Genomic DNA, 25363 nt, shown 5'->3' with positions numbered 1-25363 from the left:
ATGCGCTTTTTTCTCATTGAAGATGACGCAGTTGTAAGAAAAATGTTAGAAAAAATCATTCATGAAAGCGGGCTTGGGGAAGTCGTTGGACAAGCCGAAGACGGGCTGCACGTATCGATCGATCAGCTATATGGTGTTGACGTTGTGCTGATCGATTTGCTTATGCCAGGGCTTGACGGCATTCAAACGATCAAAAAGTTGCGTGCTCAAGGGTTTACCGGTCCATTTGTTATGATTTCTCAAGTAGAAAATAAAGAAATGATTGGCCAAGCGTATCTTCACGGCATCGATACATACATTCATAAACCGATTAATCGTTACGAAGTCGTCTCCGTTTTAAAACGGGTCGCCGATTACCTTTCTGTTGCTTCATCGCTTGACTCGATTCGTCGTCTCGTGCAAACGTTAGAAAATACAAAGCAACCAACAGCCACCAATCATGAACCAACGCTCGAACAAAAAGCCCGACAGCTTCTTCTCGTTTTAGGCATCGCTGGCGAAGCAGGAACAGCCGACTTATTAGCTATTATACGTTGGCTTTTTGAGCAAGAACAGCAAGGGAGATCCATTCATGACTTGCCACCATTAAAAGAGCTATATGCCCAAACATTGCAGCGGGTATATAAAGAGGAACCATTAGTTCAAAAAGAAATACGTGCCATGGAACAACGCATTCGCCGCATGGTGTTACAAGCGTTTACACATTTATCATCGCTCGGATTAGCTGACTACACAAACCCGACATTTGAACATTTCGCTCCACGCTTGTTTGACTTTGAAGAAATTCGCCTGCGCATGCAAGAGTTAGAAGCTGGGGAAAAAGCAACAAAATGTCGCATTAACGTAAAAAAATTTTTAACCGCTTTTTATATGGAGATAAAAAATGGATAGAAAAAGGTGCCCGTAACGGACACCTTTTTCTATTCTTCTTTTCGCCCAATCGGCAAGCTGATGACAAACGTCGTTCCTTTCTCCAAACTGTCATGAAGCGCAATCGTTCCGCCATGGTTTTCAATAATTCGTTTGACAATCGTTAACCCTAAGCCTGTCCCTAACGGTTTCGTTGTCATAAAATGCAAACTATAAATAAAAAGTAGAGACAGGTAAACGGAAGACTCTAAAGTGAAAGCATTCCCATTAGGTGGTAAATATATCACATACCTACTTAACAAAACTGCCGAGCTAGCAAACAACAATAACAACAACCACTGCTCTTTCACATGCACACTAGAAAATGGCCATACGTATAGAAATAATGCACACCCAAACAAAGAAATGAGCGTCACATATAGTGCAAATAATCGTTTCATGAAATGTATTCACCTATCTGTAATAGTTTGACTCTATCATTCTATGGAAAACAACGACAATAAGCAACAAGGGTTTTTTATGATCGTTTATCCCTAAAAAGCCATTGATGAGATATAATAAAAAAAAGATAAAGGAGTGAAGAAGATGTTCATGCTTCCTAAAAATCGATCAAAGCACTAGTATGTCTTTTTCTTTGTACACTAGCCGGTTCTCGTTTGTTACTTGACATCTCCATGTATTTTAAACAAATGTGAGCAATCCGCCAATAATACCTGCTGAAAAGTTGTTCACTAACATTTCAAAACCTTGTTTGGCTTTTCCGTGGAATAGCTTGTCAAACTGTTTGATTGCATATCCGCCAAGCGGACCCATAATCATTGCCCCTAAAAACATCGGAATGTCTGAACCGACAATAACCCCCATCGTTGCGGTTGCACCGACAACACCACCGCGAACGTCATAAATCATTTTTCCGCCTGTATAACCGATTAATAATGGCAATAAATACGTAATCATCGGTCCAACTAATTTAGCGAATGTTTCATTTGGCAACCAACCTGTTGGGATAAATAATGCAGTAATAATTCCCCACGCAATAAATGCCCCAATGTTTGGCATAATTATTCCGCTTAAATAACTGCCAAAACGTTGCACATTTACACGAAAACCTGTTTGATTTTCCATGTTTTCTCCTCCTCTTTTTTATTTGGTCTTGCTATAGCTTAATATTAAAGCGCTTACATGTCACGTTCAATGTAAAGTAAATATCATTTTGTCTGTCACAATCTTGTCATTTTTAAAAAACAAAAAGAGGAAAAAACATTTCTCAACCATTTCCATCTTTAGTTTGCCTCATCATTGTAAAAACTAACGGTGCATGACGGTGAAATATGCCAAGGAGGGATGAGCAAATGATAGCAAAGTTGACAAAATCTATTGCCGCCTTAAGTTTACTTGCCATTGTTGGCTGTAACAACGCAATGGATATGAACAATCGTTCAAACATTTCTGCTTTGCATACAACGCTATCGAGCGATCAATATCCTCATACAAAAGCGATATTGATTCAAGAAGCTCGTTATAAATTTGTTCCAATCGATCCGAAAGACGCAGCCAATCTGCACACACAAATTGAACGATCGTTGATGGAACAGCAAAGAATGTATATGCAACCAAGACCTTATACACAAGCACCAAATGTGTATCAACGTCCAAATCAAGTGAAACCGACACAGCCAAACAGACAAACACAACAACCGACGCAGCAACAAACAAGACGAACGACACCAACAACTGGAATTAGTCAATATGCCCAACGAGTTATTGATTTAACAAATAGAGAACGAGCGCGCGCAGGACTGCCAGCATTACGTGCTGATGCGCAGCTTAGTTTTGTTGCACAAAAAAAATCGGAAGATATGCGTAAAAACAATTATTTCTCACATACGAGCCCAACGTACGGCTCTCCTTTCGATATGATGCGCGATTTTGGCGTTTCTTATCGCACGGCGGGAGAAAATATCGCCAAAGGGCAACGGACCCCAGAGGAGGTTGTCCATGCGTGGATGAATAGCGCAGGACACCGAGCGAACATTTTAAATCGTAACTTTACGCATATCGGTGTCGGATTCGATGGAAACGGAAATTATTGGACACAAATGTTTGTTGGGAAATAAGAAACTCGCCGTCTCGGTGTGAGGCGGCGGGTCTTCTCACTGCTCAACAATTTTCTCTAACAACGCATCGCCTGATTGACTGACGCGTACATACGCAAAGCGAGCACGTTGCTGTATATCTAATCCTGTCTTCTCCGGAACGAAGTACGTTTCAATTCCGTAAATGATCGTGTTTCCATATATATTCCCATTCACTAACACATCGCTCTCGCGGTACAAATGCGGATTGCGCTTCTTTCCATTAACCGAATAAATACCGACAAATCGATGAACCCCCGTATCATCTTTTCGTAAAATGACTTGAACCTTGCCCCATTCATCAATCCTTTCAATCGTTGAAATATCGTATTGAAGACGAACATAATCTCCTTGAATAAGTGAACGTGGATCGATGGGCTCAAGCTGCAGTTTGATTTGCTCACCATGCCGAATATGTCGTTCCTTATCAAATGTCACATACGCGATAAATACAACTTGTAAGGTGATGACGACCAAAAGGAGTAACCATTTTTGTTCACGGACGGAAAACGAAATCGCTTTTCTTTTTTGTACGATCGAAGCAACGATCAATAAACATACCCCAACAATCGCTAACGCCATAGATTTATGCAATAAACTCCAAACCCACTCATAATACTTTAGAATCAAAAACAAAAAAGTATACAACCAAGCAATCGATTGTTCCTTTTCATTTGTACGGAAGAAGAGAACAAAGGCAACAAAGCAAAGAAACAGTACGTTCCATACAACATACATCCAATCCATCTCAACTGAATCAGCACTCGTCAATAACAGAAACGAAGTGAATGAAAAAATGAGGAACACGAGTCGCTCATACGTATGTTTTGTAACCCAATAAATAATGCCGTAAAAAACAAATACAGCAAATAACATGAAACGAATGTCGCTCCATTCATCAAGCATCATCATAGCAGCATAAAGCGAAACAGCGATATTCGTCATCGTTCGCACACCTGCTGGCATACGCCATGAAACAATAAATAATCCAGCGATATATACACTAATTACGATAAAGGAAATCTCTGTTACGCTAACGCTAAACGCACCGAGCATATATCCAATCGCAAGCAACGTGTAACGAACAACATCGTTCCATCTTTTCCATAACAGCCCAGGAACAACAAATAAAAAAACAGATATACTAAACAACCAATAGGGAGAAAACACATCAAACCAAAACGATAATAACTGCATAATACTTCCAATCACAATGACTGAAGCAACCCCTGTGACAATGATTTGAAAAGCGACAAGGGAAACTTTTTCTACTTTTCCGTTGCTTCGCCTTTTCATCCAGCGAAGTACATAAATGCCTATATAAACGATGATAGCAGCTAATACAAACCCAAATATATACCAATTACCCCCAAAATGTCGCTCAACAAAGCGAGAATATTGCACGATCCAAAACATACCTGTGAACAACACAGTACATATAAAATACGGTTGTTTTTTTACATACATTAAAAACAACACAAGAATAACAGCATATGCGTATGACCAAAAATGAAACTGATCAGTGGAAATCCCTTCAAAAAATACGACAAATAACCAACTATGCATCGCGAAATACGATAGAACAGACAAGATGGATGAGCGCCCAAGAAGTGCAATCATTCCATTTATTACAGCAAAAAGCAATAAAATAAAAAACGACTGCCATTCTCCACGTTCAATTTGATACGAAGACGGAAAATAGTAAAACCAAAATGTAAGCTGCAGCAACCCAAAACTGAATATAGAGAGAAATCGATCGCGAGTAAGCCATGCCAAAATAGCAGTAGGAATAAACCAAATAAAAAACAACAAAAAGCTATCAGCGTGTGAATTATACACTTGCCCAATTAATGCAACACAAATCCCGAACGTAATCGCTCCAAAAATAAGCAACCATTTACTAAAAAAATGATGGCGAAAAACTGTGGCGCTCAGGCCATAAAACAAAATCATAAACCCAGCACCAATCCCGACTTTCGTCAACCGTCCAAGCTCCGGCCAATTCGAAGCAAAAAAATAAACAAGTGCTGAAACGAGAAACAAAAGCCCAAGCAAGTAGGTTGTTTTCACAACACGTTGTGCCATAAAGCGTCCTCCTTAAACATCCTTTTTAACATTATACTATGACTAGAAGCCAAACGTATACATTATTCATCGATACGTTTGAGTCAAGACTTTGTGGGAGATTTTTTTCTCGACCGATTTTTTTGGTTATATATGGTTTTATAAAATCGTTATATGTAAGCGCTTTTACTTACTCTCATCCTGTAGGTATGTGCGTTTTCTCTCGTTTTAAAAACCTTTCAATGCTTGCAATGCCTCGTAAATCGGTGTCCCTGAAGATTGGCGAAGGTATGGGATGTTATCTCGTACCACTTCTGTCATTTGCGTTTGCACGCGCTTCAGTGCCTTTTTCACGATCGTTTCTCGTTTCGTTTCTTCTCGTTCTTCCGCGCCATACATCACTCCATCGCGTGTCCGAATGAGTAACGTATCTTTTATCGCGACGATCGCTCGCAACATCGCTTCAATCCCTGCATCCCTCCAACTTCGACCGTTTTTACTTCGTTTCGCAAACACATGCATCGTTCCTTCCGCACTCCCCATCGCCCTCATGTTTGTCGTGTCAATCCCTTTTTCCTTCAACCATACGCGATAGTCACGCAAACATCCTGGCATCTCCTCGATTCGACGAACAAGCGCCTCGAGTTGCTTTTCCTTCTCCTCATGTTCTAACGTACCGATGGCACTTGTGAGTTCTCGTAACACACCTTCTTCATCCCATGATGCTAACTTCTTTCGAATCACCCGATATCTCGCATGACCTCGGAACAATTGACGAATCTCTCTTGCCACATGGAACCGATCAAGCTGAAAGTACCCCCTGTCCCCGAAATATTCTCGACACGCTGTAATCCATGGGGCTCCATCTCCATTGATGACCACCCAATCCTCAAACGGATCATAGCTGTATTCCTTCATCAGAAAATTCTCTACAGCTTCCCAAATCGGTTCATTCGTTTGATGAACCATATACCGTCGATTCACTAAGGATACGCGTTTCCCGTTTTTCTCCCATCCTTGGTGAATCGTGATGATCTTTTCTTCTTTTCCTTTGATGCGGCTTCGTTGACGTTTCACGTACAACCCGTCTGCTTCGATAAAAAACACGCGCCCTTTTTTCTCCATCGCACGGTGCCCTTCCACCTCTGCCTCGATGATGGACTGGCGAATCGTTTCGTGACTCATACATGCATACCCCACCAGCTTTTCAAGCGACTGCGCAGCCTGTCGATACGAAGAACCCGTCACGGCGAGATGAATCGCTGTCTCCTCTAATAGCGGACTCACTCCATGCGCCCCATCGAACTGGAGAAAGACATCGAGTAAAGACGTATACACCTTTTTTTCACGGTCAAAGTAGTAGTTTCGCTTCACTTCCACCTCTCCAAATAGCGTTTGGAGTCGGATCGTCCGCTTATCTTTGAGCGCATATCGTTTCTTGTCCCGCTGTTCTGCCAATGTGCGGTCGATCTCCTCCAACACCTGTTGAAGGAGATGACCATATTGTTTTTGCATATGTCTAAATAAAGACTGTTCGATCTCTTTTAATGTCAAGCCGTTTGTGATATAATCCTGCATGGGCTCCACTCCTTTCTTTGGTTGTATTTTTTTTCGCACTTACTACCTTACCAGGAGGAGAGCCCGTTTTTCATCTATTTTGCTTACATATCTGACAGGTTCCTTATTATACCAAATCAGGAACCTGTCTTTTTTTCTCCCACAAACATTTTACTCATACCATCGATACCCGAGCCGCTCGGAAATTTGCTTACCTATCTTTTTCATTTGTACGTAGAGCTGTTCGAGGCGCTCATCAGTCATTCGAATCGTCGGTCCAGAAACGCTGACTGCTGCAACAACTTGCTTTGTGTGATCAAAAATGGGCACCGCTATGCAACGGATGCCGTACTCGTTTTCCTCTAAATCGAGCGCATAACCGCGTTTTCGAACACATTCAAGTTCATGAAACAACACCTCTCGCTCTGTAATCGTATAATCTGTATGTGGCGGTAATCCTTTTCTTTCTAAAACGTCCATGACAACGTGCTTTGGTAAGTGCGCTAAAATCGCTTTCCCGACAGCCGTACAATGCATCGGTGCTCGCTTTCCGACTTTCGAATGCATGCGCAATGTTTCGTTCCCATCCAATTTTTCAATATAAATGACTTCCCCTTGATCGTACACGACAAGATGCACCACTTCATTCGTCATTTGTTCTAACTCACGTAAATACGGCTTTGCTTCTTTACGCAAATCAATCGATTCCAACAACTTCGAGCTCATTTCTAAAAATTTATAGCCAAGTTTATAACGCTCTGTTTCTTCATCTTGTTCGATATACCCATGCTCAACAAGCGTTGATAATAACCGATACACCGAGCTTTTATGAATGCCAATTTGCTTAGCAATTTCGGTTACCCCTACGCCATGACGATAGTTGCTTACCATATCGACAATTTGCAATGCTCGGCTGACTGATTTCACAAACGAATCTTCCCTCATTACATTTCCCACCTTTAACATAATAACGAGGGCACTCGTATAGAATGCCCTCCATCTTACTATTGTTTTACATGTGCATATTTTGCTTTTGCTTCTAAACGACGACGATGTAAAATCGGCTCCGTATAGCCATTTGGCTGCTCATAGCCTTTAAAAACAAGATCGCATGCTGCTTGGAAAGCAACTGAGTTATCATAATCAGTCGACATTGGTCGATATGCTGGGTCGTCTGCATTTTGTTCATCAACAACTTTCGCCATTCGCTTTAGCGTTTCAAGTACTTGTTCTTTCGTACAAATGCCATGGTGCAACCAGTTGGCAATATGTTGACTTGAAATACGCAACGTTGCACGATCTTCCATGAGACCGATGTTATGAATATCCGGTACCTTAGAACATCCAACCCCTTGATCAATCCAACGAACGACATAACCAAGAATACCTTGTGCATTATTATCTAACTCTTGTTGAATCTCTTCTGGCGTCCATTGCGGATTGATAGCGACAGGAATTTGTAAAATATCATCACGATAGTTCTTTACATCCTTTTTCAATTCGTCTTGTACCGCGAATACATCTACTTGATGGTAATGAAGCGCATGTAACGTCGCTGCTGTTGGGGACGGCACCCACGCTGTATTTGCTCCCGCTTGAAGATGGGCGATTTTTTGCTTCACCATCTCTGCCATCATATCTGGCATTGCCCACATTCCTTTACCAATTTGAGCACGTCCTTGAAAGCCTGTCGCCAATCCCACACTAACGTTTGATTTTTCATAGCCTTGCAGCCATGTTGATGATTTCATTTCGTTTTTCCGAATCATCGGACCCGCTTCCATAGACGTATGAATTTCATCTCCTGTGCGATCTAAAAAGCCTGTATTAATAAAAACAATTCTATCTCTTACTTGATAAATACAATTTTTTAAATTCAACGTTGTCCGTCGTTCTTCATCCATTACACCAATTTTAATCGTGTTGCGTTCAAGACCGAGCATATCTTCCACACGATCAAATAATTCGTTCGCAAATGCTACTTCTTCTGAACCGTGCATTTTTGGCTTTACAATATAAATCGAACCTTTTCTTGAATTGACGTATTTTCCATTACCAAGAAGCGAATGTTTCATAATTAACGTCGTCACAACCGCATCTAAAATACCTTCATACACTTCTTCTCCGTTTTCAAGCAAAATTGTATTGTTTGTCATTAAATGTCCGACGTTGCGTACAAACATAAGTGAGCGTCCTGGCAATGTGAACGTTTCTCCACTTGGCGTTGTATATACACGATCTGGATTTAGCTCGCGTGTAACCGTTTTGCTTCCTTTCGCGAAGCTCGCCGTTAAATCACCTCGAACTAAACCGAGCAAATTGCGATATACAAGTACTTTATCTTCCGCGTCTACTGCGGCAACGGAATCTTCACAATCCATAATTGTTGTTAAAGCTGCTTCTACATAAACGTCCTTTATCCCTGCTAGATCAGTCTGCCCGATCGGATGGTTACGATCCACTTGTATTTCAATATGTAGACCATTATTTTTTAACAAAATGGCAGACGGTTGCTCAGGCGAACCTTGGTACCCGACAAATTTCTCCTCATCTCGTAACGTTGTCGCTTGCCCATCTTTTACCGTTACGGTTAACACGCCGTTTACGACAGCATATTGAACGGCATCTTTATGCGAATATCCGCGAAGTGGTACCGTTTCATCTAAAAAAGTGCGAACGTAAGCGATGACTTTTTCACCGCGCACCGGATTATATCCTTTCCCGCGTTCCGCACCATTTTCTTCACTAATGACATCTGTTCCATACAACGCATCGTACAAACTTCCCCAACGAGCGTTAGCTGCGTTCAGTGCATAGCGCGCATTTGTAATCGGAACAACTAATTGCGGTCCTGCCTGTTTAGCAATTTCATCATCGACATTTTCTGTCGTAATTTCAAAGTCCTCGACTTCCGGCTCTAAATAGCCGATTTCCTGTAAAAACGATTTATATTGTTCAAAATTGAACTGCGAACGATGTTGTTTATGCCATTCATGAATTTTTTCTTGCAGCTCATCGCGTTTGGCAAGCAACGCTTTATTTTTTGGTGTTAACTCATTAATGAGTTGCTCAAAGTTTTTCCAAAATTTATCTTTATCTACTTGGCTATTTGGCAATACTTCTTCAACGATAAATTCATAAAACAACTTAGCGACTTGCAAACGTCCAACTTGTACATATTCCCCCATCATTATTCCCCTTTCTTTTTTGTTGCGTATTACGAAACATAGTTTCAAATTCCTTGAGAATATCATATCATATAAAAACAGAAAATTTCAATAATTTTCTTACAAATAAATGAGGCGGGAAAAGCCCCGCCTTTACTTGTAAATTCCATATTTTATAATATTCACATATTCCTCTAACTCCCGTACAAGCAAATCCCCTTGCCGAATGGGATCATATTGTTTATGTTTATACAGTTGCATGTACTTATTTGATAATTGTTCCACGATCAACATCGTCATGCGCACGACAGTTTCAGCACATACGTTATTACGCAATACTTCCTTCTGCAGTTTCAATCCTCACCCAGCTTTTATGCTGGGTGCAACTAATGCAACAATTCCTAGTAACACCCATGTAGCTGGTGTTTCAATCCTCACCCAGCTTTTATGCTGGGTGCAACTTGAAAGAATACGGTTATGTTGTTCGGCGGAAAGTGTTTCAATCCTCACCCAGCTTTTATGCTGGGTGCAACATGTTTGCGTCGATTGTTGGGTAAGCGGTGAAGCTGTTTCAATCCTCACCCAGCTTTTATGCTGGGTGCAACCATGATAGTGGATTAGCGAAATGGAGGTTTTTTTATGTTTCAATCCTCACCCAGCTTTTATGCTGGGTGCAACCAAAAGAATGGATAAAGCAGCAAAAGAAAATACAAGTTTCAATCCTCACCCAGCTTTTATGCTGGGTGCAACAATGAATTAACGATAATCCTTAATGAAAGTGTGAGTTTCAATCCTCACCCAGCTTTTATGCTGGGTGCAACCTTTATTTACGCCGAATACTGTAGTTTTTGTAGGTGTTTCAATCCTCACCCAGCTTTTATGCTGGGTGCAACGCAACGTCAACCCTTGTAAAAGCATACTTACCAGTTTCAATCCTCACCCAGCTTTTATGCTGGGTGCAACTATATCCACACCCTTTATCCTCTTTTCATAGTTTGTTTCAATCCTCACCCAGCTTTTATGCTGGGTGCAACTGCTTTTTAAACCAGTTATAGCTGCGCTCAACAGTTTCAATCCTCACCCAGCTTTTATGCTGGGTGCAACGTGGGGGGGTATATCATGATCCAGCTGGAAAATGAGTTTCAATCCTCACCCAGCTTTTATGCTGGGTGCAACCAGATGTGACATTGACGCTTGCTGGCGGAACAACAGGTTTCAATCCTCACCCAGCTTTTATGCTGGGTGCAACAGATGTTGTTGAGGAAGCGATTCGTCTTCTACATGCGGTTTCAATCCTCACCCAGCTTTTATGCTGGGTGCAACCAAGGCAAATAAAATGTTTTGGGTTTGTTTAAAGAGTTTCAATCCTCACCCAGCTTTTATGCTGGGTGCAACGAGGCAAAGAAGAAAGGAAAAGACTATTTTCTTGTTTCAATCCTCACCCAGCTTTTATGCTGGGTGCAACAATAAAAAAAAATAAAATGGACGCCCAAGAGTTGTTTCAATCCTCACCCAGCTTTTATGCTGGGTGCAACTATGAGGTGATTTTATGACCGATATGACTGATTTTGTTTCAATCCTCACCCAGCTTTTATGCTGGGTGCAACTCGAGCCGTCTTGTTTTCTGAACGCGGTATACATTATGTTTCAATCCTCACCCAGCTTTTATGCTGGGTGCAACAGGGTTCATGAGATTTAAAACCTTTCAACTTTCTGTTTCAATCCTCACCCAGCTTTTATGCTGGGTGCAACCCAGGGCGCGTTCCAGCAACAAAGGAAAGATGGGTTTCAATCCTCACCCAGCTTTTATGCTGGGTGCAACTGCGTCCGTGCGCTTCTTTTTGTTTTCTAACATTGTTTCAATCCTCACCCAGCTTTTATGCTGGGTGCAACACTGATTGGCGCGATTTTTTCGAGATTCGTAATGGTGTTTCAATCCTCACCCAGCTTTTATGCTGGGTGCAACTTTGCCGCGCGTGACGCACCTTGAGCGGCTTTGTCGCGTTTCAATCCTCACCCAGCTTTTATGCTGGGTGCAACGTTCCGACGCTTATCGTTTGCGACCAACATGGCTGGGTTTCAATCCTCACCCAGCTTTTATGCTGGGTGCAACAAATTGGAATGGGCTCTCCCTCGATCTCGATGAAGGTGGGTTTCAATCCTCACCCAGCTTTTATGCTGGGTGCAACTGAGGAATCATACAAAACAACCTTATCTGTATTTGTTTCAATCCTCACCCAGCTTTTATGCTGGGTGCAACTGCCTACGCTTCAATCCTATGCGTGAAGCAAGTGTAAAAGTATAAAAACGCGAACTGTTTTGTCTGGTGTGCATTGTGGCTAAAGATAGTCTCTGATGAATTTTTGGATCTTCGCTTTACTAAGCCTTTTTTACTCATCGCGATCCTCCTGATTGTTTACTATTGCTTTATGTTCGCGCACCAAAATTCATAACTGCTACACATATTGTATATGTTCTACTCTTACAAAATAATCGGATCATTATAATCAATGTAATGGTCCTTTCCATAGGAGCGAACTGCTTTGGATCGTTGACCATATAACGTATATATTCGTAAGCTATCTTTTTCTAGATCAATAACTTTCAACAATTGATGTTCCATTTCTTCCAACTGCGCTTGGCTGACATTACACTCGAAAACAGATTTTTGCACACGTTGTCCAAAATTTTGACAAATAGTTGCTACTTTTCGTAATCGTTTTTGACCATCTGACTCCAATGTCTCAACATCATATGTCACTAAAATATCCACTAGTAATCACCTCATGATAAACGGCACGTATTCATCTATATCTCCACGCAAATGTCGGGCTAATAGTCGAGCGTGTACGTGGGGCAGTAACCCCAATGGAACTTTTTGGTTTATAATAGGGTGTTGGATCTCTTCTTGTTTCCTCTTTTGATAAGCAGCCAAAAATGTTCTTCTTCCTTTTTCATTCAAAAATACAGCCCCACCTGGACGCATGTCAAAATCGCTTTTATCTAGTTGTTTTCGATTAATTAATGTCAAAACAAAACGGTCTGCTAAGTATGGCCGAAACTCCTCAACAAGATCCAATCCCAACGATGGTTTTCCTGGCCGCAGTGCATGCAAATAGCCAATCTGTGGATCCAGCCCCACGCCCTCTAGAGCTGAAATGCAATCTTGCGTCAAAATGCTATAAGCAAAAGACAAACATGCATTGATTGGATCACGCGGAGGACGACGGGATCTTACGGTAAAGGCAAAAAACTCGTCTTCATCCGACCTTATAAGCGATGTAAATGATTCAAAGTACACAGATGAAGCATACCCTTCAACTCCCCGCAGTTCATCTAACGTGGTTTGTTTTGCGATATTTCGCAAGCTCTGATTCAGCTGTTTTACCGATTGTTCTAAGCGTGGACGTTGCTCCGGATAATCACGCATCGCCCGCTGTAGTACGCTCTTGCTGTTGCGAATCTTGCCAAACACAAAACGTGAAGCAATATGCAATATTTGTTGTTCATCTTCTAACACTCGATGTTGTGCTCTCCGAAGCAACACGTTCCCATTCGTCCTCCCTACTGCTCGAGCTAAAAAACGACCGTATGCATCATACCAAATAACAGAGATACCTCGATTGACACATTTACCGAGCAAATATGGGCTGATAGAAACATGTCCAAACATAACAATGGCACCAATGTGGTGAATAGGAACTTGTAATGTTTTTGTGCCCTCCACCTCGACAACAATTGTTTCATGATCAAGACGCAAATACGCCTGTGGCGTCTGAATGTATAGTGTGTTTAACAATACTCTAATCACTGTCCATTCTCCTCGTTCATCCATACAATCACATTAGCAGGAACTTGTGGCATGCAAACGTCTTGTAACGAGCAATCGCGACACCTCGCATCGTTAACGGGTGGCGGCAGTTGCTCGTTTTTCAACATTTTCCTTACACTCTGTATTATTTCTTCCGTTAGTTTCCGTAACTCCTGTGTCATGTCGATTTCTAATCGTCTTCTTGACTGGTAATAGTATAAAGCCCCTTTCGTCACGGGCCGATTAAACATTTCTTCTAAACAAAGAGCTTGAGCGATCAGCTGTACTATGTCTGCCTGCTTTGTCTTTCTCTTTCCGACTTTGTACTCAACTGGGTATGGTGTTCCATCAGAAAAAAATTCAACACAATCTGCTTTTCCCATGACCCCGAGACGCTCAGACCAAATGGGGAGCGCTCGTTCAATTCTTTTGTCCCCTAATTGTTCCCCTTCTGGTTTATCAACACGCTCATGTACCCGGTTTCCCCGAAGTGTAAATACGTTTTCCTCAAATGTCTGTTCAAGATGGATTAAGGCACATTGACGTGGACAATATACATAATGTTGCAAAGCAGATAGCATAATCCATTCATCTTCGTTCCAACACATGGGATCAATCCTTTTCCAACGTTTATACGAGACGCGTCACTGTGACGCCAGGGAATCGTTCAAGTGGGACATCTTTTTGTCCATCATCCACAGGTCCGAGCAATACATAATCATTGAACGACCGTGGCGCTTCGGCTTGACAGCGCTCTACTCTGACCAATTCAAACAGCTTGTGAGCTGCCGCCGTCCCCTTGGCATTTTCATGACTGAAAATATACAAACCTCTCACATTCATCTCGCCTCGGGCTGCAGAATGATCAAATGTAAATAAATGAATGAGTGCATCCCAAAAATTAGCTAGATCTTCCGCAGTAACTCCTGTTTTCTCCCCGAAAAATGGATTGTAAAATCCATGCAAGCGATACAAGCCGTATGGAATTAACGGCTTTCTTCCCATCTCCGTTTGTTTTCTGTGGCGATCCGACTCTTTAGTGATCGCTGAGCGTGTAATGGTTAAATCCCATGGAAATACCGGGTCAATTGATCGAGAAAATGTCAGTTGCATTGGACCACGCACTTGACCAGCATTTAGTCCTGTTGACATAACAGCACCGAACATACGAATATCATAGTATTTTTGGCACAAAGCGTATTGCGCTTTTTGGCGCGTTTGTTCATCAATTTTCGTATTTTTTGCAGCTTGTACTAAACGCTTTGCGATATTTCGCAACATGGATTCGAGTTGCTTTTTAAGCCCCGCTTCTTCGAGACCTTCAGTGAGTTTTTTGCGAATATCAGCTTCTTTGACATCCTCCCCTGTATAAATGATTCGTCCCTCCTCGAGCTCCACTCCTTTCTCTTCCAGCTGGGTAATCCAATCGATCAGCAATTCATTTTCTCTTTCTTCTTTGCTTAAATTTATCTCAGCAAACTGTACGCCAATTTCTTGATACGCTTGAAAAATGACTGTATTTAACGCTGTTTGGCTTTGAATAAAAATTGGTTTACCTAAAACCGTTGCAGCGTAGTCTCTAATTTTCCGCTTAATAGCAACGTCAGTTACGATACCATGCATCGTTTCTGGATCAACACGGGGCATATTTCCAGCATCCGGATCTCCGTTTGGGTTTCCATCCTTTACGTCGAATAGCAGTACAAACTCATGTCTTTTTTTCGGATCTATATAGCGTTCTGTCATGATTTTTCCCCCTCTTTATTTGTTTGATTTTTTGGACGGTGTTTGCTAAATTCTGCGCGCTGATGATAAAATCCAAGAGCAAATTCTGCTTGCCCTCTTAAATTCAAGGTTATCGGAAATCCTCCACATTCATCCAATTGCTTCATGACTTCCTCGAGTAAACTTCTAAGCTCAACAGACACTTTCGAAAGATGAGCCGTCGTTGAAAGTCGTAGCAACGAACCAAATGTTGATGCTGGAGCGGTTGAAGCAGCGCCGTAAAAACGATCGACAATTGTGCTCCCAAGTCGGTATCCGGAAGCACGCAACTGAATTTCTTCCAATATCGCCAATAAGCGGCCGCAAATATAAGATGGCTGTGAATAATGAATGTTCAAAGATTCCATTGTACTTGCTTCCTCCTTTCCATAAGTCAAAGATAGTTTTAATAAGCATGCTAGGGCATGATATTTCCATGCCTCTTTCACTTCGCCTAACACTTTCGGCAAGCGAAAACGTTGAAGAGCTAATGACAATAGTTCAGCAGGGGGCAAAGCTCCTTGGTAAATTGTACGCAAATATTGACGCACTAAACTTGGAGACATATCAACCGCCTGAATCAATGTGGCTAGCGGCAACAAACGACCATTTTCTCCATTTGTCTGAACAATACGCAAAGCCGTTGTATACCGTTCCAAATGTACAAGCAACTGGGAAATGGATGTATGAATCCACTCACGAACGACTAATCTCGCTTTATTGGCAGAAAGAACGGCCATGTGAAAAGATGTCTTATCTAAATGAAACGCCTGTTCCCGCCCCGTTTTCGGAAGAGAAAGTAATTCTTCCAACTGCTTCAACTCAGGGGGAGGTGCCAAGTCGTATATCTCGTCTTCAAAAGATTGTAGTTCAAGTATGGAAGCGAACACACTCTCATCGATTTGTATTTCGCCTCGTTTTCCTTCATTCGTAGAATCATTGATCCAATATACAGCCATTTGGGCTTGCAAAGTGTCTTTCTTTTTTTTGTCCCTGTATAACTCTGTATGATGTTTATCTTCCCGCAACAAGTAATTGAAAACGTCTACGGTCAACGTTGCACAATGAAAACATATAGGGGCATTATTCGTCTGATCTTTACCCATCGATTCAAATGCTCTTTCATTAAAGGTTGTTAATCCACGCCGTTGACTAAATAGTGAAATCCCACTTGGAAAAATACGCACATAAGGGGCGTAGTTTCTACAAATCGTACAGTAGTTTCTATCATTAGACACCAGCTCTTGCTCTAAATGTCGAACCCAGAATCGTTGGATTTTCGGATGTTCACAAATCAGTGATTCTTCATCTACTTGAAATGTGACAATATCTCTTGGTTTGATCGATTGAAAAAACTGTACTTTCAAAGGGCTGTGAAGAAAGTCAAGAATTTTTTTTAGTTCTGGCATACTTGTCTGCTCATAAGCCTCTCTTATAAGCTCGACATAGCCCTGATGCATAAGCTGTGCTTCATCAATCTTTTTTGATTCTTTATTTTCTGGAATGCCCAACACATATCGTGCATCGTCGACTAATAAATACGGCTTCAAGTTTTTCTCGGACACTTGTCCTGACCTTTGGCGAATCGGAGCTTCGATCATGCGATATTCCCCTTTTTCAAACGGACCTTTTAAATAAGGGGTTTCTCCACTTAAATCAATAATCCAATTGATTTGTTTTTTTTCATAGCAAAGAGGAGGCATTTTCTTTTCTGTCTGCAACTTAGTGGCAAACTCAATCAACTCGTAAAGCATCTTGTCCCTCCAATGCATACAGTTGCTCATATGTTTCTTTTGGAACACGTAGCCAACCGTTTTCTACTTTTGCTTCAAAAAAGAGCGGCTTCGCAAATCCCGCCGCCGTTCGTGTACCTGTCTCATCATGGCGGATAAACTCCATTTCTTTTCTAGAATCATCTTCAATAAAAGCAAAATCAAATAACATCGTGCCAATGTCCATATTGATTGGCTGAACAACATCATCTACGTCTATAGATGAAAAGTAAGCGGCAAACTCCCTCGTTCCTAAATATGGCGTATGATGGCACTGCCCTCTCTCAACCCGGCGGTTAAACTGATCTCGGTATTTTGCCGCTGGATCAACCGCGCGATTTGTTAACACGATCTCTGCAATAATCCAATAGGCGACGCTTTTTAAAATCAAGCTCGTGCGCTGGGCGCGGACACTTTCAATCACGATCGGACTTTCGTTTTGCTTGCTTGTGACTTCGTTGCGCAAAATTGCTTGCTGCCCCCCCAAACTCAAAATCCCGATCTTTCGAATCTCGTAACGAAATTCCGGTTTCCAAAAAATCGCTTCCAATATTCCCCGCGCTGCGCTTGGCGTCATGATAGGATAGCTAATGCGCTCTACTTTGAACTCTGGTCTTGTAAAACAAGCGTAATCCCCCCACACTTTTACTTGCACTTTTGCTTGACGTTGCATCATATTATCACCTTTCTTTTTATCCAATTAGACTGAACGGATCATGAACTTCTTCTATAATTCCTAACCGTTCATCATAATCACCGAGCCATTCATAAACATTATCCGCCACTTCACGCAACCATCCATCTTTTTCTTTTTTCTCTGCCTCAAAACGATACAACTGGATCATATATGGTTGCAAACGGCGAAACGAATAGCGGGACGGAGAAGATTCCCACATTCGCAAGCATTTCAATGCCTCTGCATATGGAACGATAACGGAAACCGTATCCTGATCAATAAGGCGATATTTTTCAGCAACTAATGGATAATCAAGTGTTTCCCGATCTTTTTGTATGTTTTTCGAATCCACATCCACCGCAGCGAATAGACGGCGAAAATATTCACGAAATATATTTGGGTTATACAAATCTTCAGGTTGCCTTTGAGCCAATAAAAATCGCGCTGTTTCCATGGCTGTTTTATACGGACCTTTTGGACTTGGCATTTCTTTTGTTTCAAAAATAATTACTTTCCCCTTGTCAATCTTTCCTTCACGATTGCAACGCCCTGCTGCTTGGACGATCCGATCAAGCGGTCCCATTTGCCGCATGACGATAGGAAAATCTAAGTCAACTCCTGCTTCAACAACTTGCGTGCTAATTAGACGAATTGACTCATTCTTCCGCAGACGCTCACGCACTTCATCTAAAATTCGCCGACGATGCGCTCCGCAAAGAAGAGTGGACAGATGAAATACCCCCTCATCTTCTCGAAGGAGTTCAACACACTCTCTCGCCTCTTTTCTCGTATTAAACACAACTAACAATTGTTTTTGTTGCCGAATGAAGTGCACAAGCTCTTGCATTGAAATAGGTGTTTTCCATACGTCATATTCCACGCGTTTCATTTGCTGAAAGTGTTTGTCTACTAGCAGTGATGGCACGATCTCACTTACTTCTATTCGTGAGAACACATTCAAAAACTTGCTTTCTTCAAAAAACGGCTGAGTAGCACTTGATAAAACAACCGTTGTTTTACAATGCTTGACTAGCATAGTAAGTGCGTCTAATGTGGGCTTCAACAACTCAGCTGGTAGCGATTGAATTTCATCAAGAATAATTACACTGTTCGCTAAGTTATGCAGTTTGCGCACTTTGCTTGGCCGGTTGCTGAATAAGCTATCAAACAACTGTACCGTCGTTGTGACGATGAGAGGCACGTCCCAATTTTCAGCCGACAAACGTTGCTGGATAATTTGTTCTTCTCCAGTTTCCCTCTGATCATCTACTTCAACTTGGCTATGGTGTTCGAGCACTGCATCATTCCCGAAAATATCGCGATACACGTTTGCTGTTTGTTCAATAATGCTTGTATACGGAATCGCGACAATGACGCGATCGAGACGATGCTCCATAGCATGTTTCAGCGCAAAAGCCAGACTACTTCTTGTTTTTCCTCCTCCAGTTGGCACTGTCAAACGAAACATCCCTTGTGGCTTGGTTGCAGCATAAATACATTCCTCATATACTTCTCTTCGCACCCGATTGACGACTGTATCATCAGCTTCTTTAGTCAATCTCGTCTGATTAGCAACAAAACCGTTCCATAAACTTTCTATAGAAACCAATGGTTGACGGGATTGAGACAGTTCTGGTTGGAAATGTCGCTCTGTATCTAAATAATCGGCATCGACGAGCGCTGAAAAGACAAGACGAATCCACATCTCTCTTTCTGTTTCAGAACATGGCAAAGTGTCGATCCCCGACCGCATCGAAGGAAATACGAACTCTTTTAAGAACAGTTCAGCCTGCTGTAAAATTTCTGAAAAATGGGCGAAATTTTTTTTCAAATTCTCTTTTAAAGTGAGAGATAAATAAAAAGATGAGTTCAAACCTGCATGATGACCGGCAATCGGCAAGGCAAACCATTTCCAAATGTGTGGATGTTTTAACTTTTCATAATACAGCTGATACATAAAAGCCGCCCCCCAAATTGCATGAGGAACACTTCGGGCATTCTCTCCATCTTCCTTTCTTTTTAAGTATGTTTGGAAAAGGGGATGAAACTTGCCGAGATCGTGTAAAAGTCCACATAAATAAGCTACTCTTCCACCTTGAAAAGGCTCAGCAAACGACCGTGCCAATTCCGCTACGCTTAACAAATGATCTTTCAAGTAATGCCATTCTTGATCATTTTTCCGTGGGGTATGAGCATATACATTATCCATCTTCGTTTCGACTCCATCACATGTTTTTCGTTATATTTCGACTAATATATTTATAATATTTCGACTAATATATTCATAATCCTCCTAAATAAAAAGTTTCTTTAATTTTAACATATATTTTTTCGGTACCGTCAAGAATTTTGTGTAATGTAAATGGGGTAGGGTTTCTCTGAAATGGATTTGAATTGATAGGGGACTGATTTTCTCCACACAAGAGACTGAATATTCAGTCTCTTGTGTGGAAAGGGAGAATCCCCTTATCTCATTTATTTACATTATTTGGTTAATGATAACGTTCTTCAAACATTCGCTCGAGGGCTTCCTGTGCTTCGGCAAATCCTCTTAACTTTCGCCCTGCCCATTTCTCATTAAAATCTTGGATGGTCAAATACACGACTTTTTCCGCGGCTTCTAAACTGCTCAAACTGTTCATCGGTTTTAGACGTTTCCGAATTTCCTTGATCGTTCGTTCGATGGCATTGGTCGTGTAAATCACACTTCGAATACTGCTTGGATAATCCATAAATGTAAGGAGGACATCCAACTCATTGGCCCAAGATTGGACTTCTCTCGGGTACTTGCTGGACCATTTCGACTCAAACTGTTGAAACATCTGTAACGCTATCTCCTTATTCGGTGCGCGATAAATCAGTTTGAGATCCTCTGCCACTTCGAATTGATCTTTTTTCCGAACACGATTTAAGGTATTACGTACTTTGTGAACGACACAACGCTGCACATCGGCTTTCGGATAAACCGCCTTCAAGGCTTCCTCCAACCCCGGTAGTCCATCGAATACGCCCAGAAGCACTTCCTTGACGCCTCTTTGATAGAGGTGTTGAAGAATTTCCTGCCATACATAGGCGCTTTCTTGTCCTCCCACAAAGAAATCAAGAATTTCGCGATATCCTTCTTCGTTCACCCCTAACACCACATAAATGACTTCTTTCTCCACGGTTTCGCGACGAAGTTTTACGTATAAACCATCCAAATATAAAACCGAATAACGCTGATGTAGAGGACGATTGTGCCATTTCTCGATGTCTTCCTTCACTACATCGGTAATACGACTGATTGTCGTTGGAGAATAGGCATTTCCTAAAATTCGTTCGATAAACTTGCCAATTTCCCTCGTACTCATGCCACTTTGATACATTTTGATGACGGCTTCCTCGAGCCAACCAGTATGACGTTGGTAAGGGGCAAACAGCTGCGTTTGAAATTCCCCATTTCGATCTCTTGGGACCAAAAGGCCTTCAATCCGGCCATATTGCGTATCTAGATTTCGTTGATAGTAGCCGTTTCTCATATTGGATGTGTCCGCCTGTTCGATTTCGAGGAAATGTTTGATTTCTTCCCGCATAATCAGCTCTAATTTTTCCTTCACAAACTGACGAATGACACTTTCCAGTTGATTTGCCCAGTCTACATTCGGTATACTTTTAGACATAGGTAGGGTACTCCTTTCTCTGGAATGTTTTTCGTCCAATCAGAGAATACCCTACCTTTTTTCTTTTGGTCTAGTAAAATGCTTTACACAAAATTTTATACATCATCATTTTTTCTGCACATTAGTCGAATAATGTCGAGTATGTACTCCGCTTTATGTTCACCTTTTCGGGCACGATATTTCCCACATTAGTCGAATAATGTCGAGTATGTACTATGAGTCGGAATTAAAAAAGTTACGAATTTAGTTGCCCTGCAGCGGAAGAAAAAAACAATCAAGTATTACAAGTTTCGATTCATCGAGAGGTCTTTGAGGAAATAGGAAAGTCTTTGAACTTATTCGGCCTTTCCCCATTGAACGAAGTTTTTCGGAAAGTAAAAAACTCCACCAGCTACGTTTTGCACGTTACATGGGGTCCCACACGTACAGGAGTTTGAATCACTGTCATAATCTAAAACGTGAAAAAGCAGATCCTCTTCAATCTCAAGATATAGACTTAAATCACCAGAAATAAAAAAGGCTGAAAAAGTTCACAGTTCTCGTGAACTTTTTCAGCGCTCTCCAACTACATAGAAAAAAACTATTTCGCAAATACATGGTTTCCAATCACAACTGTCACTTGGCGCGAGCGGATCCATTCGCTTTTCGCCGTTTTTGGATTGTAAAAATATAATGATCCGCTTCCTAAACCGCGAAAAGCAATGGCTTCTTCAACCGCTCGATATGCTTCACGATCTGCTGGTTTGTTAATCTCGCCATTTTGTACAGGAGTAAACGCATAATATCCTCCTGAACGATCATAAATGACTTGACGAATCGTATTTGGGAAATTTGGATGATCGACACGGTTCAAAACGACAGTTGCCACCGCTACTTTTCCTGCATATGGTTCCCCTTTTGCTTCTGCATGAACGAGACGAGCTAATAAGTCTTTATCAGCTTGAGAGATCGGCTGTGGGATACGCAACGTTTCCCCAACGAATAAAACATCCGTTTGTTTATGATTGATTCGTTGAAGCTCTAGCAATGAAACATTGTAACTTTTTGCAATCGTCCAAAACGTTTCACCTGGCTTTACATAATGAACTGTCGTTTGTGCAGCTACTTCATTTGTTGAAAAACAAAAAGCAACTACAAACATAGAAGCAAGTGCTAATAATCTCCTCATGTTATCCCTCCTAGTCCGTTGCTCGCTTATAAGACTAGCAGGGATTTAGCAATCTATCATTATCTAATTTATGGAAAACACCCGGATCATATGGCGCTCAAAGCCCGAGAAGGTATATGGAAATTTATTCATAAACTATTATACTTTCAATATGAACAGTTTATTTGTCAAAGTTTTTTCCAAAATCACAAGAATCATGTGATGAGCATCACAACAAACAGACAAAAAAGAAGATATGATTACATTGTAAATATCAATACATTTCGGAGGAGAAAATTATGGAAAATATATTCAATGCACAATCGACGGTCGGTGAAATTGTGGCGATGTTCCCAAAAGCGGGCGATTTGTTTAAAGCATATAAAATTGATTTTTGTTGTGGTGGAAATCGTTCCTTATCTGAAGTGCTCGCTGAAAAACAATTAGATATAGAAACAATTTTAAGCGAGCTACAATCACTGTATGAAAAATCGCTCGAAAAGGTAGAAAAAAACTGGATGGAGGCTTCCTATACAGAATTAATCGATCATATTATCCAAAAACACCACCGTTTTTTAATGGAGGAATTGCCACAGCTCAGCCCGTACGTGACAAAAGTATTGCGCGTGCACGGACCAGAACAGCCGCATTTAGTGCAAGTGCATAAACTGTTCAACGATTTAAAAGCCGATCTAGAGCAACATTTAATGAAAGAAGAAACAAAAGCATTTCCATTAATCATCCAATTCGAACAATATCCGACAAAAGAAAATGAACAAGCGATGAGAGAAGTTATTGAAGAACTTGTTACCGAACACGATACGGCAGGAGATATTATTAAAGAAATTCGCAAAATCACGAACGATTTTACACCACCTTTTGATGCATGTGGAACGTATCGACTAGTTTACAATCGGCTTGAAGCGCTAGAGGAAGATCTATTCACTCATATTCATCTTGAAAACAATATTCTCTTTCCACGCATTCTTGCTAATGCGAAATAATCAGTAAAACAGGATCGCTTGATAAAAGCGATCCCATTTTTTATCCACCAATATAGGACATTTCGATTTTCTTGCGCATTTTCGCGGTTTGCTCCGTTCGCTCATCCGAATAACGATCGGTTCGCTTGTTCCACGTATCAACAATAAGCTGTTTCAGCGCTGTTCGATCTGCTCCTTGGCGCAACAGTTGTTTCAATGATACCCCTTCCGTAGCGAACAAGCACATATAAAGCGTCCCATTAGCAGCAATGCGCGCTCGTGTACAGCTTTGGCAAAAAGATTCCGTCACCAAGGAAATAAAGCCGACCAAGCATAAATTCTTTATCCATCATTATTTTACGCATCGTTCTATTTTCACTATAGGAAACAACCGTTCATCGCTCTGTGACATCGCCCACACAACAAAAACGGTATTACGAACAAGTATACCATATCAATTGGAAAAACAACGTCCGAAAACATTCTACAAAAAGACAGACTTTAAAAAGCTGTTTTGCGTTGAACGAGCGACCGATGCGCGAACGTTCCGGTTTATTTCCATATCCCTCCACCTTCCTTTTCGTTCTTTCGTTCTCGTTGTAGCGCTGAAAAATGTTCCGTTATGTGAGATGTCGCAAACGTTCCCTATGATTTTCGTCACACGTTCACGAAAAGTTATGATTTATGTCACAGCTTCTCAATAGAAAACAACGTAAAATTTTGCTTAGAAATTCCATAAGGAGTGGATAATATGACGCATGATTGGATTAAAACAAGGTTGAAAAATGTCGCGCTTTTTCGGGAATTATCCGATCAAGAACTTGACTCAATCGTGAAAATTTCTCAAGTGCGTGTTTATAAACCGCGAACGTTCGTCTTTATGCAAGGAGAGCCGCTTGAACGTGTCTTTTTTATTCAATCAGGAACAGTAAAGATTTACAAAACGGATATTAACGGCAAAGAACAAATTGTGTCGATTTTGCAAACAGGAGAAATGTTCCCGCACGCTGGCTTTTTCCGTCGTGGAAGCTACCCAGCCCATGCGGAAGTGATGGAAGAAGCAACGCTCATTGCCATTCCAATCGCCGAATTTGAACAAACGCTTATTTGTTACCCAGAATTGTGCATGAAACTATTTCGCGTGATGGGAGAAAAAATTATCGACCTACAAAACCGCCTAGAAGAACAAATTCTCCATAATACGTATGAACAAATTATTTTGCTTTTATTGCGACTGACAAAAACAAACGCAGTCTCGCAAGGACGATTCCATCGCTTAACGACGCATTTTACAAACCGCGAACTCGCCAATATGATTGGCACATCGCGCGAAACAATTAGTCGTACGCTCAGCCAATTGAAGCGAAAAGGACTGATCGATATTGATGACAATGGCTATTACTTAATTGATGCAGAAAAATTGGAAAAGGAGATTTTTTTATAATATGTGACAGAAATCACAATACCCACGAGTGAAAATCACTATCATAGAAAGTGAAGAGATCATGAAAGGGGGAGAACGATGGGAAAAATCGTGGAGTTGGATGTTCGTGATGATTTGCAAAAAAAGTTGGAGCCGTTCCAAAAAATTATGAACGCTGTTCAACCGCTCGAAGTGGGTGATACGTTTATTTTACATGCACCGTTTAAGCCCGTCCCACTTTTTGCGGTAATGAAAGCGAAAGGATTTACGTATGAAGCGGAACAACTCGTCAAAAAACATTGGAAAGTGACGTTTGTCAAGCAGGGGTGAGAACG

General features: G+C 41.3%; 20 protein-coding genes, 2 pseudogenes and 1 CRISPR repeat array. Of the genes and pseudogenes, 5 read left to right on the top strand and 17 right to left on the bottom strand.

Going from position 1 to position 25363, the window contains the following annotated elements; translation table 11 throughout:
* Positions 1–891 carry a response regulator gene (locus NST18_RS06115; RefSeq protein ID WP_004890771.1) on the top strand — a complete coding sequence of 297 codons (891 nt, stop codon included), beginning with the start codon at positions 1–3 and terminating at the stop codon, positions 889–891.
* Positions 892–920: 29 nt separating this feature from the next.
* Here the strand turns inward: NST18_RS06115 and NST18_RS06110 are convergent, their stop codons facing one another.
* Both NST18_RS06110 and NST18_RS06105 read right to left on the bottom strand, forming a co-directional pair.
* Positions 921–1310, bottom strand: coding sequence for an ATP-binding protein (locus NST18_RS06110; RefSeq protein ID WP_035018683.1), 390 nt, complete (start codon positions 1308–1310; stop codon positions 921–923).
* A 244-nt stretch (positions 1311–1554) separates the two neighbouring features.
* A pseudogene (locus tag NST18_RS06105) lies at positions 1555–1995 on the bottom strand (PTS transporter subunit EIIC); the annotation flags it as partial.
* 227 nt (positions 1996–2222) lie between these two features.
* Here NST18_RS06105 and NST18_RS06100 point away from each other — a divergent pair.
* Entirely contained in the window at positions 2223–2987 is a 765-nt protein-coding gene (locus tag NST18_RS06100; protein WP_035018685.1) for a CAP domain-containing protein, read from the top strand.
* 36 nt (positions 2988–3023) lie between these two features.
* Here NST18_RS06100 and NST18_RS06095 read toward each other — a convergent pair whose 3' ends face one another.
* The 14 genes from NST18_RS06095 to NST18_RS06030 all read right to left on the bottom strand — a co-directional run bounded on the left by NST18_RS06095 (position 3024) and on the right by NST18_RS06030 (position 22643).
* Positions 3024–5090 carry a GDYXXLXY domain-containing protein gene (locus NST18_RS06095; RefSeq protein WP_004890780.1) on the bottom strand — a complete coding sequence of 689 codons (2067 nt, stop codon included), beginning with the start codon at positions 5088–5090 and terminating at the stop codon, positions 3024–3026.
* Positions 5091–5297: 207 nt separating this feature from the next.
* Positions 5298–6647: an ISLre2 family transposase gene (locus NST18_RS06090; RefSeq protein WP_064214294.1), complete on the bottom strand. Its 1350-nt coding sequence runs from the start codon at positions 6645–6647 to the stop codon at positions 5298–5300.
* 150 nt (positions 6648–6797) lie between these two features.
* Positions 6798–7571 (bottom strand): IclR family transcriptional regulator, encoded by a 774-nt coding sequence (locus NST18_RS06085; RefSeq protein WP_004890783.1) that lies wholly within the window; start codon positions 7569–7571, stop codon positions 6798–6800.
* A 59-nt stretch (positions 7572–7630) separates the two neighbouring features.
* Positions 7631–9814 carry a malate synthase G gene (locus NST18_RS06080; RefSeq protein ID WP_004890787.1) on the bottom strand — a complete coding sequence of 728 codons (2184 nt, stop codon included), beginning with the start codon at positions 9812–9814 and terminating at the stop codon, positions 7631–7633.
* A 132-nt stretch (positions 9815–9946) separates the two neighbouring features.
* On the bottom strand, positions 9947–10129 hold the full coding sequence (locus NST18_RS06075; protein WP_155116428.1) for a hypothetical protein: 183 nt from the start codon (positions 10127–10129) through the stop codon (positions 9947–9949).
* Between the two features lie 14 nt (positions 10130–10143).
* Positions 10144–12053: direct repeats of the CRISPR family, unit length 37 nt; unit sequence GTTTCAATCCTCACCCAGCTTTTATGCTGGGTGCAAC.
* 222 nt (positions 12054–12275) lie between these two features.
* On the bottom strand, positions 12276–12566 hold the full coding sequence (gene cas2 / locus NST18_RS06070) for a CRISPR-associated endonuclease Cas2 (RefSeq protein WP_004890789.1): 291 nt from the start codon (positions 12564–12566) through the stop codon (positions 12276–12278).
* 6 nt (positions 12567–12572) lie between these two features.
* The gene (gene cas1c, locus NST18_RS06065) at positions 12573–13604 is read right to left on the bottom strand and encodes a type I-C CRISPR-associated endonuclease Cas1c (RefSeq protein WP_192949376.1); all 1032 of its coding nucleotides are present in this window, start codon (positions 13602–13604) and stop codon (positions 12573–12575) included.
* Positions 13601–14212, bottom strand: coding sequence for a CRISPR-associated protein Cas4 (gene cas4, locus NST18_RS06060; RefSeq protein WP_004890794.1), 612 nt, complete (start codon positions 14210–14212; stop codon positions 13601–13603). Before cas4 ends, cas1c begins: the two co-directional genes overlap by 4 nt.
* A 22-nt stretch (positions 14213–14234) precedes the next feature.
* Positions 14235–15350 carry a type I-C CRISPR-associated protein Cas7/Csd2 gene (cas7c, locus tag NST18_RS06055; protein ID WP_004890797.1) on the bottom strand — a complete coding sequence of 372 codons (1116 nt, stop codon included), beginning with the start codon at positions 15348–15350 and terminating at the stop codon, positions 14235–14237.
* Positions 15347–17122 carry a type I-C CRISPR-associated protein Cas8c/Csd1 gene (gene cas8c / locus NST18_RS06050; protein WP_155116429.1) on the bottom strand — a complete coding sequence of 592 codons (1776 nt, stop codon included), beginning with the start codon at positions 17120–17122 and terminating at the stop codon, positions 15347–15349. Before cas8c ends, cas7c begins: the two co-directional genes overlap by 4 nt.
* Positions 17103–17813 (bottom strand): type I-C CRISPR-associated protein Cas5c, encoded by a 711-nt coding sequence (gene cas5c, locus NST18_RS06045; protein ID WP_035018693.1) that lies wholly within the window; start codon positions 17811–17813, stop codon positions 17103–17105. Before cas5c ends, cas8c begins: the two co-directional genes overlap by 20 nt.
* Positions 17814–17832: 19 nt before the next feature.
* Complete coding sequence (gene cas3, locus NST18_RS06040; protein ID WP_192949375.1) at positions 17833–20025, bottom strand: CRISPR-associated helicase Cas3'; 2193 nt, start codon at positions 20023–20025, stop codon at positions 17833–17835.
* A gap of 283 nt (positions 20026–20308) precedes the next feature.
* Positions 20309–21475: an IS256 family transposase gene (locus NST18_RS06035; protein WP_192949426.1), complete on the bottom strand. Its 1167-nt coding sequence runs from the start codon at positions 21473–21475 to the stop codon at positions 20309–20311.
* A gap of 580 nt (positions 21476–22055) precedes the next feature.
* Positions 22056–22643, bottom strand: coding sequence for a cell wall hydrolase (locus NST18_RS06030; RefSeq protein WP_004890814.1), 588 nt, complete (start codon positions 22641–22643; stop codon positions 22056–22058).
* A gap of 278 nt (positions 22644–22921) precedes the next feature.
* On the opposite strand from NST18_RS06030, the gene ric reads away from it, so the two are divergent.
* Positions 22922–23626 (top strand): iron-sulfur cluster repair di-iron protein, encoded by a 705-nt coding sequence (gene ric, locus NST18_RS06025; protein WP_004890817.1) that lies wholly within the window; start codon positions 22922–22924, stop codon positions 23624–23626.
* 40 nt (positions 23627–23666) lie between these two features.
* On the opposite strand, the pseudogene NST18_RS06020 reads toward ric, so the two are convergent.
* Positions 23667–23933: pseudogene (locus NST18_RS06020) on the bottom strand (GTP 3',8-cyclase MoaA); the annotation flags it as partial.
* Positions 23934–24356: 423 nt separating this feature from the next.
* On the opposite strand from NST18_RS06020, the gene NST18_RS06015 reads away from it, so the two are divergent.
* Together NST18_RS06015 and NST18_RS06010 are read left to right on the top strand one after the other, a co-directional pair.
* On the top strand, positions 24357–25049 hold the full coding sequence (locus NST18_RS06015; RefSeq protein WP_004890822.1) for a Crp/Fnr family transcriptional regulator: 693 nt from the start codon (positions 24357–24359) through the stop codon (positions 25047–25049).
* Positions 25050–25127: 78 nt separating this feature from the next.
* The gene (locus NST18_RS06010) at positions 25128–25358 is read left to right on the top strand and encodes a DUF2249 domain-containing protein (protein ID WP_064213991.1); all 231 of its coding nucleotides are present in this window, start codon (positions 25128–25130) and stop codon (positions 25356–25358) included.
* Positions 25359–25363 lie beyond the last annotated feature (5 nt).

Source organism: Anoxybacillus sp. FSL W8-0104, assembly GCF_038004465.1.
GTDB classification, from domain to species: Bacteria; Bacillota; Bacilli; order Bacillales; family Anoxybacillaceae; genus Anoxybacillus; species Anoxybacillus flavithermus_G.
This window is presented reverse-complemented; position numbering and strand designations above follow the sequence as displayed.

Excerpts from the sequence above, each read along its gene's own strand:
- NST18_RS06115 (WP_004890771.1), top strand. The coding sequence starts at position 1 with ATGCGCTTTTTTCTCATTGAAGATGACGCAGTTGTAAGAAAAATGTTA.
- NST18_RS06110 (WP_035018683.1), bottom strand. The coding sequence starts at position 1,310 with ATGAAACGATTATTTGCACTATATGTGACGCTCATTTCTTTGTTTGGG.
- NST18_RS06100 (WP_035018685.1), top strand. The coding sequence starts at position 2,223 with ATGATAGCAAAGTTGACAAAATCTATTGCCGCCTTAAGTTTACTTGCC.
- NST18_RS06095 (WP_004890780.1), bottom strand. The coding sequence starts at position 5,090 with ATGGCACAACGTGTTGTGAAAACAACCTACTTGCTTGGGCTTTTGTTT.
- NST18_RS06090 (WP_064214294.1), bottom strand. The coding sequence starts at position 6,647 with ATGCAGGATTATATCACAAACGGCTTGACATTAAAAGAGATCGAACAG.
- NST18_RS06085 (WP_004890783.1), bottom strand. The coding sequence starts at position 7,571 with ATGAGGGAAGATTCGTTTGTGAAATCAGTCAGCCGAGCATTGCAAATT.
- NST18_RS06080 (WP_004890787.1), bottom strand. The coding sequence starts at position 9,814 with ATGGGGGAATATGTACAAGTTGGACGTTTGCAAGTCGCTAAGTTGTTT.
- cas4 (WP_004890794.1), bottom strand. The coding sequence starts at position 14,212 with ATGTGTTGGAACGAAGATGAATGGATTATGCTATCTGCTTTGCAACAT.
- cas7c (WP_004890797.1), bottom strand. The coding sequence starts at position 15,350 with ATGACAGAACGCTATATAGATCCGAAAAAAAGACATGAGTTTGTACTG.
- cas8c (WP_155116429.1), bottom strand. The coding sequence starts at position 17,122 with ATGCTTTACGAGTTGATTGAGTTTGCCACTAAGTTGCAGACAGAAAAG.
- cas5c (WP_035018693.1), bottom strand. The coding sequence starts at position 17,813 with ATGCAACGTCAAGCAAAAGTGCAAGTAAAAGTGTGGGGGGATTACGCT.
- cas3 (WP_192949375.1), bottom strand. The coding sequence starts at position 20,025 with ATGGATAATGTATATGCTCATACCCCACGGAAAAATGATCAAGAATGG.
- NST18_RS06035 (WP_192949426.1), bottom strand. The coding sequence starts at position 21,475 with ATGTCTAAAAGTATACCGAATGTAGACTGGGCAAATCAACTGGAAAGT.
- NST18_RS06030 (WP_004890814.1), bottom strand. The coding sequence starts at position 22,643 with ATGAGGAGATTATTAGCACTTGCTTCTATGTTTGTAGTTGCTTTTTGT.
- ric (WP_004890817.1), top strand. The coding sequence starts at position 22,922 with ATGGAAAATATATTCAATGCACAATCGACGGTCGGTGAAATTGTGGCG.
- NST18_RS06015 (WP_004890822.1), top strand. The coding sequence starts at position 24,357 with ATGACGCATGATTGGATTAAAACAAGGTTGAAAAATGTCGCGCTTTTT.
- NST18_RS06010 (WP_064213991.1), top strand. The coding sequence starts at position 25,128 with ATGGGAAAAATCGTGGAGTTGGATGTTCGTGATGATTTGCAAAAAAAG.